This window comes from Caballeronia sp. LZ065, assembly GCF_031450975.1.
GTDB lineage: Bacteria > Pseudomonadota > Gammaproteobacteria > Burkholderiales > Burkholderiaceae > Caballeronia.
Genome location: NZ_JARUXV010000004.1, coordinates 1,273,226 through 1,285,985 on the forward strand (window position 1 = coordinate 1,273,226; position 12,760 = coordinate 1,285,985).

6 protein-coding genes are annotated in these 12,760 nt (G+C 63.9%); 4 read left to right on the plus strand and 2 right to left on the minus strand.

The genetic code is table 11. The features are described 5' to 3' along the window. Nucleotides 1-3: 3 nt before the first annotated feature. Both QCE63_RS32480 and QCE63_RS32485 read right to left on the minus strand, forming a co-directional pair. A complete protein-coding gene (locus tag QCE63_RS32480; RefSeq protein WP_309838848.1) occupies nucleotides 4-1,188 on the minus strand; it encodes a hypothetical protein in 1,185 nt (394 codons plus the stop codon). 442 nt (nucleotides 1,189-1,630) lie between these two features. After that, entirely contained in the window at nucleotides 1,631-3,028 is a 1,398-nt protein-coding gene (locus QCE63_RS32485; protein ID WP_309838850.1) for a hypothetical protein, read from the minus strand. Between the two features lie 357 nt (nucleotides 3,029-3,385). On the opposite strand from QCE63_RS32485, the gene glgX reads away from it, so the two are divergent. The 4 genes from glgX (at nucleotide 3,386) to treY (ending at nucleotide 12,752) form a co-directional block, all read left to right on the plus strand. After that, nucleotides 3,386-5,611, plus strand: coding sequence for a glycogen debranching protein GlgX (glgX, locus tag QCE63_RS32490; protein ID WP_309838852.1), 2,226 nt, complete (start codon nucleotides 3,386-3,388; stop codon nucleotides 5,609-5,611). A gap of 84 nt (nucleotides 5,612-5,695) precedes the next feature. Next, nucleotides 5,696-7,615 carry a malto-oligosyltrehalose trehalohydrolase gene (treZ, locus tag QCE63_RS32495; protein ID WP_309838854.1) on the plus strand — a complete coding sequence of 640 codons (1,920 nt, stop codon included), beginning with the start codon at nucleotides 5,696-5,698 and terminating at the stop codon, nucleotides 7,613-7,615. Beyond that, a complete protein-coding gene (malQ, locus tag QCE63_RS32500; RefSeq protein WP_309838856.1) occupies nucleotides 7,612-9,807 on the plus strand; it encodes a 4-alpha-glucanotransferase in 2,196 nt (731 codons plus the stop codon). Before treZ ends, malQ begins: the two co-directional genes overlap by 4 nt. Continuing rightward, nucleotides 9,804-12,752, plus strand: a complete 2,949-nt coding sequence (gene treY, locus QCE63_RS32505; protein ID WP_309838858.1) for a malto-oligosyltrehalose synthase — start codon at nucleotides 9,804-9,806, stop codon at nucleotides 12,750-12,752. The genes malQ and treY overlap by 4 nt, the downstream gene beginning before the upstream one ends. Nucleotides 12,753-12,760 lie beyond the last annotated feature (8 nt).

The window sequence follows — 12,760 nt, forward strand, 5'->3', positions numbered from 1 at the left end:
AGTCTAAAAACGCTGCCAAAACAATGTGCCAGACGGATCAGACAGATAACTGCTGTAGGCGTCGAAAAAGCCGTTAAGCGATCCAGGATCGCTTCTCAACAGTGACAGGCCCTCCACAGCGAACTTGTAAGAGTCCGCATTGTCGACCATGTACGGCGAATATTGGGTCAGCATATCGCTAAGCACCGCGTGTCGGCGGTCTGGATCTGCCAAGAGAGCTTCGAATCTATCCTGAAAGGTTTCTCCATTTTCCTTCGGCGTGGCTTTCACTCCGGTCATATAGCCATCGCTTTCCAGCCCTCTCAGATAGATGGTCAATGTCTGTCTCAGCAAATCCGCGCCGACCCCTCTGATACCCTTACTTCTTATCTCGTGCGCTGCCAACAGGACCAGCCGGGATACCGTGAGTCCGTAACAAGTCGTTCCGTGATATACCTCGAAACGGCACTCATCAGTTGCATGCACGCTCTCGCGAATCAACGTGGTACTCAGGCCACGGGAGAAATGCGATGCAGCAAGACGCATCATTTCTCCCATCCCGTATTGATAAGCCGTCATCCAATACGCAGATTCAAAAAAACGGATTGGACGATGATGAAGCGCCAAGCTATCGCCTTCGCCCGTCGTGAAACACCGTGGTCTGTTGTTCGATAAGACCGTCCCCATGACGGCGTCTTCGGCTTGCTTTTCGTAGCGGATATCCTTCGATGGCCTGAAACTTTCCAGCACGAGCTTCGATGTACGAATCCGCGTTCCAAGCCGGGAAACAGCGGAGTCGCTGTGATCTCCGAAGAAAATATCCAGAAGCAGATTCCGGGACGTACACACGGCGGGATCGTCCAGCGCCTCCAGCGCATGAGTTGTCATGGTTATGGCATTCACTCGGGCAATCCGAATGGCCGCCCGCATCTCACACGCCTTGGCTTCACTGAGGTTCCAGGTCCGATGGGCGAATGGCTTGGCATCCTTGTCCAAGTGACCTGTCTCCTGGATTTTCGATGCCGGCCAGCCGATCAACCAGGCAACAATGCCCGGGTAGTCGAACACCGGAAAGCTGGCAGACTCTTCTTCACTCTGGTCGTTCGCAGCAAAGGCCGCGTCGTGGTATTGCCTGCGCGGCTCCGCATGTTGTGACTCGCTCGAGAACGTCTTTGCGGGAACGCGAAGCAGATCCTGAAACCTTGGCATGACCAAGTCACTCCTGTAAGCAGACTCTCAAGGCACGAGGCAAAGCGCACCCAACTCCAGAGAATGGATCCGCATCGGGTGGGCCCCGCACGGCTGTGCATCTGACGAGCCATGATAGAGGTCATCCAGGCGCAGAACTCAACCGCATCAGATCGAGATGACATTTTTTGCGTCATTGCGCACGCTATTTCAGGAAGCAGAACGGCTGCGCATGAGCATGCCCCGAAATCGCTCAATCGACGTCACGAGGCCGGCGCGAGAATCTCTCGAAAGATGAGACATCCAGTTATGGCGGGCGCGCGAGCGGATTGAGAAGTTTCGCGACTACGGCCGTTCTTGTCTCGTTCGCAAGCTGCCTGCTTCACAACTGGCCCGCGGTTACCGGCATTATCAGCCGGACTCAGGTTTATCTGAGTTTATGGCTGCTGATGAGGCACCACTCTCACTTCCAGTTGAGGACCAGACGATCATCAATCAGGAACGCCTCGTAATCTGCGAAGAAATCGTCGAGCGCGGCCGGGTCCTTGTTCAGCATCGACAATCCGTCCACCACGCGCATGAAAGAGTCGGGGTTATTGAACATATAGGGCGCGAAATCGTCGAGTATGTCGGCAAGCAGCCCCTTGCGTTCGGGCATATCCGACCACACCGCTTCAAATCGTGCTTCATCCAGCCCACCGTCTTCGGACAAAAAAGTGGGCGCTGGTTCATGGATCGAAACCCTCGTCCGATGCATGAGCAAGGTCTTCTTCAGAAGCATCTCGGGCACGCTTCCTGAACCCTTCGTCTTGATCTCGTGCGCGGCGTGGGTGATCAGCGGAGCGACGTCCGGTTCCCCATCGACGCAGTCTTCGTACATGTCGAACTCGATGGGGTTGGTGACATGAAAGCTCTCGTGTAGCAGCGTATCGCGCATCGCCTCAAAATAATGCGCCCCTTTCTGTTCTTTCAGCGCCTTCATACCGGCATCATAGGCGTACATCAGGTACGGCCCCTTGCCTGCTTCACCCTCACTGCGGTACAGATTCAGGCTGCTCCCCGAGCCCGACGTAAAACGGGGAGGACGGCCACCATAGACCGTGGACATGAGCGCCAGCCCCTCTGCAGCACGATACCGGATCTCCGCCGATGGACGAATGCTCGCGAGCGCCCGCTGGGCCGCTCGTATCCGCCGTCCCAGTTCACGACCGAGCTTTTCGGAACTGCTCCCGAAGAAGATATCCAGCAAGCGCTTCCTTGCCCCGCTCAGCGCCTGGGCGACGAGCGCCTGCAGCGCCTGGCTGGTCGACCACAGCGCGGCATCCCGCGCCCTCCGTAGATCCCAGCGCATCTCGCGAGCTCGTTCTTCGGGAACATCCGGGTCCCGAAAGCGGAAGGGCTTCGAGTCGTATTGCCAACCCTTGATGCGCCAGGCAGGGCTCAGCGCCCAATCGGATCCGCGCCAGAACACCGTTGCGCGATTCCTCGCCTGCGCGGCGGAATCGGATAGCCTGAACCATTCGGTTTCGCTCACGTACTCCACCTCGCGGAATGTGCCGCTCATGGGGATGAAATAGCGCGTGTCGTCACCCTCACTCAACTCTTGAACGCCAAAGAAGGTCGCGGAGGGTTTGAGTCCGGACTCTCCAGCATCGTTCCGTGGCAGACGCCCTCGTTCATCTTGATCCTCGGATCTCGCCGGTCGACGCCACAGCAATTGACCCGCTTGATCCTCTTCCTCGTCGATCTGATGCAGCGCTTGCAGAGCTTGCGCTCGTTGCGTGAGCGGACGGGACGCGCTTTGTCGCGTCCTGGCAGCGTTCTTTTGAGGCGCAAAAACGGGTTTCGCGAAGGTGGGCATGACGTTCAGTGGGTACGGTGGCGGAAATGAATCGGCGTTGACGTCTGTCTTGATCGTCGAACCCAATGTAGACCCGTTGCGTTCAGCCCGCACGCGCTTCTCATGAACGAGTGGTAATTTTTGTTTGCAGACCGCGCTTCGTTGCGCCGACCGAGTCATTTCCAGGAGAGCGTATCTGCATAGGCGGAACAGATTCGCCCGCCATGCACACGAAGGTTCCGGCAAACAAGCTGAATTTCTCGTGTGGCCCGGCCCACAGACGAAATTGGCCTTGCAGCCGACAATCGGGTCGGCCCGGACTTTGCTTCCCGCAACGTCGCGATGCAAAGCCGTACGACAACTAAGAGGACAGGCCATATGGCAAATGCACTTCCCGACAAGTTGCTCCCTGGCGCGCCCTATCCGCTCGGAGCCAACTGGGATGGATTGGGTGTCAACTTCGCGGTGTTCTCCTCCAATGCGCACCGCATCGAGCTGTGCCTCTTCGACAGCACGGGCCGCAAGGAACTGATGCGCTTCGATCTGCCCGAATGCACCGACGAGGTGTGGCACGGCTACCTCCCCGGCGCGCATCCCGGCACCGTCTACGGCTTCCGCGCCCACGGCCCCTACCAACCGCAGCAGGGCCATCGCTTCAATCCGCACAAGCTCTTGCTCGATCCCTACGCGAAGAAACTCGTCGGACCGTGGCGCTGGTCGGATGCGCTGTTCGGCTATCGCGTGCATTCGAACCGGCTCGACATGTCGATGGACCGCCGCGATTCCGCGCCCGCCATGCCCAAGTGCATCGTCACCGACGACGCCTTCGACTGGTCGCGCGACGTCCGCCCCGACACGCCATGGGGCGAAACCATCATCTACGAAACGCACGTGCGCGGCACCTCCATGCTCCGCGACGACATCCGCCAGCACGAGCGCGGTTCGTTCGCAGCGCTCTCGTCGCCGTGGTTCATCGAACATCTGCAGAAACTCGGCATCACAGCCGTGGAATTCCTGCCGGTGCACGCATTCCTCAACGACCGCTTTCTCGTCGAACGCGGCCTCAAGAACTACTGGGGCTACAACACCGCCGCGTTCTTCGCGCCGGAGCCGTCGTATCTGTCCACCCACCGGCTCAACGAAATGCGCATCGCCGTGCGCCAATTGCACGCGGCAGGCATCGAAGTGATCCTCGACGTCGTCTACAACCACACCTGCGAAGGCAACGAACTCGGCCCGACCGTGTCCTGGCGCGGCCTCGACAACGCCAGCTATTACCGCCTGATTCCAGGCGACGAACGCCATTACATCAACGAAACCGGCTGCGGCAATACCGTGAATCTGTCACATCCGCGCGTGCTGCAAATGGTTATGGACTCGCTGCGCTACTGGAGCACGGCGTTCAACATCGACGGCTTCCGTTTCGATCTCGGCGTGACGCTCGGCCGTGAAGGTCATGGCTTCGATCCCGGCTCGGGCTTCTTCGATGCGATCCGCCAGGACCCGATCCTCTCCACCCGCAAGCTGATTTCCGAGCCGTGGGATATCGGACCGGACGGCTATCAGGTCGGCAATCATCCGCCCGGTTTCGCGGAGTGGAACGACAAGTATCGCGACGGCGTGCGCCGCTTCTGGCGCGGCGACGCCGGCATGCGCCCGGATCTCGCCGCGCGCCTCACGGGCTCGGCGGAACTGTTCAACCGGCGCTTTCGCAAGCCCTGGGCGTCGGTCAACTTCGTGGCGTCGCACGACGGCTTCACGCTCGCCGATGTCACCGCCTACTCGCACAAGCACAACGAAGCCAACCAGGAAGGCAACAACGACGGCCACAACGAGAACTGCAGCGCGAACTGGGGCGTGGAAGGTCCAAGCGACGACCCGGCCCTGCTCGACGTCCGCGCCCGTCTCGCACGCTCGATGATCGCCACGACCATGCTCTCGCTCGGCACGCCGATGATGCTCGGCGGCGACGAATTCGGCCGCACCCAGCGCGGCAACAACAACGCCTACTGCCAGGACAACGAGATCTCGTGGATCGACTGGGCGGCGGCGGCTCGCCCGGAAGGCGCCGAGATGACGGAGTTCATCGCGCGCGTTATTGCGCTGCGAAAAAACTACCCGGTCCTGCGCGAAACGCGCTTTCTCTACGGCGATCGTGAGGTGCTTCCTGGGCTCTACGATGTCAGCTGGTTCGACGAACGCGGCAACGCGCTCGCCATCGAGGCGTGGCAGGATCCCGAGGGACGCGCGCTCACGCTGCGGCGCGCGGGGCCGGGCGTCGACGGCGAGATCGACGTGCTGCTGCTCATGTTCAACGCATCGGCCCAGCCGCTCACCTTCACCCCGCCCGCGCCGCACTTGGAATGGAATGTGCTCCTCGATAGCGCGGAACCTGACGCGATCACGCGGCCGCTCGTGGGGAGCGAACTGGAGGTGGCCGCGCACAGCATCGTCGTGCTGCTGGCCGAGCCCACCGGCGAGGCGGACTGGCAGGCGGTATGGATGGCCGGCGCCCACCAGGGGCCGCGTCTCCTGACCGCGCTGCCGCCCGATCCCGGCACGATGTCCCCGCAACGCGCGCCAGACGCCGATCCGTCCCATTGATACGCGGACCGCGCGAACCGTACAGGTGCGCGGAACTTCATCGATACACCAAGCATTGCAGTCACGAGAACCAGGCAAGCCATCATGTCCGAACGTCCGATCGATCCGCACAAGCATCAGCATGCGTATTGCCTTCCTTTCGGCGCTCATTTGACGGGCGCAGCGCGCGAACATCCGCGCACGCGCTTTCGTTTCTGGGCGCCGTCGCGCGAGTCCGTGCAAGTGGAGATCCAGCGCACAAGCGGCGCGCCCGAGCGGATCGACATGCAGCCCACCGGCGACGGCTGGTTCGAAGCGGAAGCCGATGGCGGCGCGGGCACGCTGTATCGCTACCGGCTCGACGAAGATCTGGCCGTGCCCGATCCCGCCTCGCGCTTCCAGCCGCAGGATGTGCATGGCCCGAGCGAGGTGATCGACCCGCGCGCGTATCGCTGGACCCATACGAACTGGCATGGCCGGCCCTGGGAAGAGACCGTGCTGTATGAACTGCACGTCGGCGCGATGGGCGGCTATGCGGGCGTCACGGCGCGCCTGCCCGAACTCGCGCAACTGGGCGTGACGGCCATCGAACTGATGCCGCTCAACGACTTCTCCGGCAGCCGCAACTGGGGCTATGACGGCGTGCTGCCTTACGCGCCGGACTCGTCATACGGTCGTCCGGACGAACTGAAGCGATTGGTCGATACCGCGCACGGACTGGGTCTGATGGTATTCCTCGACGTGGTCTACAACCACTTTGGCCCCGACGGCAATTACCTCGATGCATACGCGAAGACCTTCTTCCGCGAAGGCGTGCATACGCCGTGGGGACCGGCGATCGATTTCGAGCGGCCGCAGGTGCGCGACCTGTTCTTCGACAATGCCCTGTACTGGCTCAATGAATATCGCTTCGACGGCCTGCGCCTCGATGCGGTGCATGCAATCAACGACGACGAGTGGCTGCGCGAGCTGTCACAACGCATCCGCAGTACGGTCGAGGCCGGCCGGCATGTGCATCTCGTGCTGGAGAACGAACACAACACCGCGAACCTGCTGGAATCGCACTTCGAAGCGCAATGGAACGACGACGCGCACAACACGCTGCACGTGCTGTTGACGGGCGAGAGCGAGAGCTACTACGGCGCGTATAGCGACCGTCCCATCGACAAGCTTGCGCGGATTCTCACCGAAGGCTTCGCGTATCAGGGCGATCCGTCGCCGATCCACGACGGCAAGCCGCGCGGCGAAAAGAGCGCGCATCTGCCGCCGACCCGCTTCGTCATGTTCCTGCAGAACCACGATCAAGTGGGCAACCGCGCAATGGGCGAGCGCCTGCGCGCGCTGACCGATGACGAAGCGCTCCATGCGGCAACGGGCCTGCTGCTGCTCTCGCCGCAGATTCCGCTGCTGTTCATGGAGGAGCAATACGGCTCGACGCAGCCGTTCCTGTTCTTCACCGACTATCACGACCAGCTTGCTGACGCAGTGCGCGAAGGCCGTCGCAAGGAGTTTGCGAAGTTCTCCGCGTTCACCGATGAAAAACGCCGCGCACAGATTCCCGATCCGAACGACATCAAGACCTTCGAGATGTCGTCGCCTCATGCGCTCAGCAACCTCGCCAGTGCCGCTCGCAAACAGGATGAGGAAGACCGGCTCGCCTGGCTGCACTTCTACCGGTCGGCGCTGACGGTGCGCGCGAAGCTCGTCACGCCGCGCCTGAAGGGAGCGAAGGCGTTGGGCGCGACGGTGCTCGGCGAGAAGGCGCTGATCGCGCGCTGGAAACTGGGCGATGGCGAAACGCTTACGGTCGCCTTGAACCTCGATGATGCGCCCGTTGCGCTTGACGAGACGCCGCAAGGCAAGGTGATCTTCGAGACCCCCGCGCGTGCGCAGGATCGCAGCCGCGACGGCGAACTCGGCGGCCGCACCTTCCTCGCGTGGCTGACCGGCGATGTGAACGAGTACGCCATCGCGCACGATGCGCGCCGCTTCGAACCGGCGTCGGCCGAAGGAAAGAACCTGTGAGCGCCGCCGACAAATCCGCTGCCGCTTCGTCGAGCAGCATCGAAACCCTTGCGGCGCGCGCCGGCTTCGAAGTCGAATGGCAGGACGCGCATAAAGAGATGCGCCGCGTGCCCGACACCACGCTGCGCATCCTGCTGGAAAAGCTCGGCCTGCCCTGCGGCACTGCCACGCAGATCAAACAGAGCATGGCCGCCATCGATGCAGAAACGAGCGGCCGCAAACTGCCGCCGCTCATCACGGCCGTAGTGGACCGCGCGATCGCGCTGCCGGTGTCGGCGGCGAAGTCGGGGGCGCGCTATCGCATCGAGCTCGAAAACGGCGCCGTGATCGACGGGCGCTTCACGTCGCCGAAGGGCGAGACCGCGCTGCTCTCGCCCATCGCCGAGCCGGGCTATCACACGCTCGTCATCAACGACCATCGCACGACGCTGGCGGTCGCGCCCGCGCGCTGCTACACGATCGACGACGCCTGGCGCGCGCTTGGCGATGACGCTGACAACGCGCCGCCGCTGTGGGGCGTCGCGGCCCAGGTGTACGGCCTGCGCCGCAACGGCGACGGCGGCATCGGCGACTTCACGGCCCTCGCCGCGCTCGCCACGCAGACGGCCCGGCGCGGCGGTCACGCTGTCGCCATCAGCCCGATGCACGCGATGTTCAGCGCCGAGCCGAACAAGTTCAGCCCGTATTCGCCGTCGTCGCGGCTGTTCCTCAACGTCGCGCATGTCGATCCAGCCGCCGTGCTCGGCGCGCCCGCCGTGCGCGCCGCCATCGAACAAGCCGGTCTCGCCGGCGAACTCCAGGCGCTCGAGGAATTGACGCTGATCGACTGGCCGCGCGCCAGCCAGGCGCGCCTCGCCATTCTTCGCGCGTTGTTCGAGAAGTTCTCGGACGATCACGACTCCGCTTTCGCGAAGGACTTCGCCGCGTTCGTCGAGGAAGGCGGACGCCCGCTCGAAGACCACGCGCGTTTCGAGGCCTTGCAGGCCGCGCAACTCACCGCGAACGGCGAAGGCCACTGGCGCAACTGGCCCGAGGCATTGCGCGATCCGCGCGGCGAAGCCGTCGCCGGGTTCGCCCGCGCCCATCGCCGGGAAGTGGACTTCCATCTCTTCACGCAATGGCTCGCGGCAAAGGGCCTGCTGCACGCCCAGCACGCCGCGCGCGATGCGGGCATGGCCGTGGGACTGGTCGCCGATCTCGCCGTGGGCTGCGACAGCGCCGGCAGTCATGCGTGGTCGTATCGCGATGAAATGCTCACCGGCGTCTCCGTGGGCGCGCCGCCCGACCTGTTCAATCAGGCAGGTCAATCGTGGGGACTCACCACCTTCTCGCCGCGCGCGATGCGCACGCAAGGCTTCTCCGCGTTCATCGACATGCTGCGCTGTGCGTTCAAATGCGCGGGCGGCATCCGGATCGATCACATTCTCGGCTTGCGCCGCCTGTGGCTCGTGCCGGAAGGCGAAAGCGCGAAAGACGGCGCGTATCTGCGCTATCCGCTGGAAGACCTGTTGCGGCTGATCGCGCTGGAATCGTGGCGGCATCGCGCGATCGTGGTCGGCGAGGATCTCGGCACGGTGCCGCCCGGTTTCACCGAACGTTTGCAGGAACATGGCCTGCTCGGCATTCGCGTGCTGTGGTTCGAGCGCGCAGTGGACGGCCCCGGCTTCAAGCCGCCGCGCGAATGGGACAGCGGCGTCACCGCGACAACGACCACGCACGATCTGCCGACGGTCGCCGGATGGTGGCGCGGCGAAGACATCGTGTGGCGTTCGAAGATCGGCCAGACAATGGCGCGCGCCGACGGCCGCGATGCGGTGGAAGTGGCGCTGGAAGAGCGTGGCGAAGATCGCGAACATCTGTGGCGCGCGTTTCAGGACGCAGGCATCGCGCCCGCCGACGTCGCTGCACCCGATCTCGACAACGCGCCCGTGGACGAGGCGCTGGCCTTCGTTGCCGCGACGCCCGCGCCGCTCGTCACCTATCCGCTCGAAGACCTGCTGGCGCTGGTGGAACAGCCCAACCTGCCCGGCTCCATCGACGAGCATCCGAACTGGCGCCGGCGGCTGACGCTGCCCGTGGATGAACTGTTTCTGGACGACGCCTTCGCCGACCGGCTGCTGGCCGTCGATAGCGCGCGCAAGCGTTCCGCCCAACCGAACGAACCCACTTCGAATCCGACCGACTCACCATGACCGTTCCGCGCTCCACGCTCAGGCTCCAGCTGCACAAGGATTTCACCCTCGACGACGCCGCCGCGCTCGTGGACTACTTTGCGTCGCTCGGCGTGAGCCATGCGTACCTTTCGCCGATCACGACCGCCACCGCCGGCTCCACGCATGGCTATGATGTCGTCGATTACACGCGGATCAATCCCGAACTGGGCGGCGAAGACGCGTTGCGGCGTCTCGTCGAGAAGCTTCGTGCGCACGACATGGGCCTCCTCGTCGATATCGTGCCGAACCACATGGGCGTGGGCGGCTCCGAGAACGCGTGGTGGCAGGACATTCTCGAATGGGGCCGGCACGCGACGCACGCGCGCTTCTTCGATGTGGACTGGCACTCGCCGGACCCGGCGTTGCGCGGCAAGGTGCTCGCGCCGTTCCTCGGCGCCTCGTATGGCGAGGAGCTGCAAGGCGGCAAGATCAAGCTCGACTATCGCGCGGATGAAGGTCGCTTCGTCATCACGTATTACTCGCACGCGTTTCCGGTGTGTCCGGTGGACTATCCCGCCGTGTTCCAGGAAGCGCCCCAACTGGCGCAACGCTTCGCCGGTCTCACGACGCAACCCGCCGACCAGCCGCGCGCCGCCGATGCCCGCACTGCCCTCGTCACGATCGCGGGAACCGAAGGCGGCCAGGCCGCGATCGAGGCGATTCTCGCCGCGCATTCTTCCGATACGCCGGCGGGCCGCGACCGGTTGCATCGTCTGCTGGAGCGCCAGCATTATCGGCTGGCCTGGTGGCGCACCGCCGCCGACGAAGTGAACTGGCGCCGCTTCTTCGACGTGAGCACGCTGGGCGGCGTGCGCGTCGAGCGTCCCGAAGTATTCGAGGCTTCGCACGCGCTGATCTTCCGGCTCTTCACCGAAGGCTTGATCGACGGCGTTCGCGTCGATCACGTGGACGGCCTCGCCGAGCCGCGCGAATACTGCCAGCGTCTGCGCGCGCGGCTCGAAGAGCTGTCGGCTGCGCGTCCCGAGGCGTTGAGACACGGGAACGGACATACGTACTTCGTGGTCGAGAAGATTCTCGGACGAGACGAACCGCTGCGGCGTGACTGGCAAGTGGACGGCACGACCGGCTATGACTTCATGAATGACGTGGGCGCGCTGCTGCACGATCCGGCCGGCGCCGAACCGCTGGCCGCGCTTTGGGCGGAGCTCACGGGCGGGAGCGCGAGCTTCGCGGAAGAAGCGCTCAGCGCGCGCCGCAAGATTCTCGCGGAGAACCTCGCGGCGGAGCTGGATCGCGTGACGCGCGCGTTGCACCGTATCGCGCGCGACGCGCAGACTACCCGCGATTTCACCTTCACGTCGATCTGCCGCGTGGTTGCGGAACTGGTCGTGCACTTTCCGGTGTATCGCATCTATCCGCTGGGCAGCGTGCGCAGCGCCGAGGACGAGCGCTTCTTCTCGCAAGCGCTGGACGCCGCGCGCGCGACGCTCTCGCGCGCGGATCATGTCGTGCTCGATCAGGTTGCACAATGGCTCGGCGGCAAGCTGCCCGACGAGGCGCCGCAGGAGGCGCGCGTTGAGCGTGGACGAGACCGCGCCGCAGAGCGCAATCGCGATCGCGATCGCGATCGGAATCATGCACAAGTACAGGCAGCAGGTCAGGCCGGACAGAATGCGCAGCAGCCGTCGAGCGGCTCACAACGCCGCGCCGCACAGACCTTGTTCTCGCAACTGACCTCGCCGGTGGCGGCGAAGGCGGTCGAGGATACGGCGTGCTATCGCTATGGCCGGCTCATCTCACGCAATGAAGTCGGCGCTGATCCGGGCGAGTTCGCGTTATCGGTCGGGGATTTTCATGCGGGCAACCAGGAACGTTTTGCGGCCTTCCCCCACGCGATGCTGTGCACGGCCACGCACGATCACAAACGCGGTGAGGACGTGCGCGCCCGCATCGCCGCGCTGAGCGAGATCCCGGACGAATGGGCCGCGACGCTGCGGCAATGGTCCACGCTGAACACGCCGCTGCGGCGCGGCGCGACCGGCGGCCTGGCCGAAACCGGCGACCTCAATGACTGGGCGCCCGGCCCCGCCGCGGAAGCGATGCTCTATCAGACGCTCGTCGGTTGCTGGCCGCTGACGCTTGCCCCGGACGATGAAGCAGGCGTTCACGAGCTGGCCGAGCGCGTGGCACAGTGGCAATTGAAGGCATTGCGCGAAGCCAAGTTGCGCACCAGCTGGTTCGCGCCGGATGAAGCCTATGAACAGGCATGCAAGGACTTTCTGTTCGATATCGTCTCGCCGCAAAGGCGCAATGGTTTTCTGCAGGAACTGTCCGCGTTCGTCGCACGGCTCGGGCCGCTGGGCGCGGTGAACAGCTTCCAGCAAACGCTCCTGCGATTGACGGCGCCCGGCGTGCCGGACCTGTATCAGGGGACCGAGCTATGGGACTTCAGCCTCGTGGATCCGGATAATCGCCGGCCTGTCGATTTCGACTTGCGGCGCACATGGCTTGCCGAGATCGAGGAGAAAGGCGCGCCCTCGGAACAGATCGGCAACTGGCGCGACGGGCGCGTGAAGCTGGCTGTCGTGCGGCGAGCGCTGGCGTTGCGCAAGCATTGCGAGTCGTTGTTCGCGCAGGGCGAGTACATTCCGCTCGAAGTAACGGGCGCACAGGCCGGACATGTGATTGCCTATGCGCGGCATGCGGGCAGCGCGTTTGCGGTGGTCGTCGCGACGCGGCTCGCCGCGCCCTTGCTCGATGCAGATGCGGACCTGCCGCTGGTCGCAGCGGAGCGCTGGGGCGATACGGCTATCGTGCTGCCGGAAGCGCTGCACTCGCGTGCGCTGTTCGACTGGCTGAGTCCGAATGCCCCGAAGGCCGAAGGCGCGCAACTCTTCATGCGCGACGCATTGGGCGCGATGCCGGTGGCGTTGCTGGTGGAGGAAGGCGTGCCCCGGCCTTGAGCGTGTCA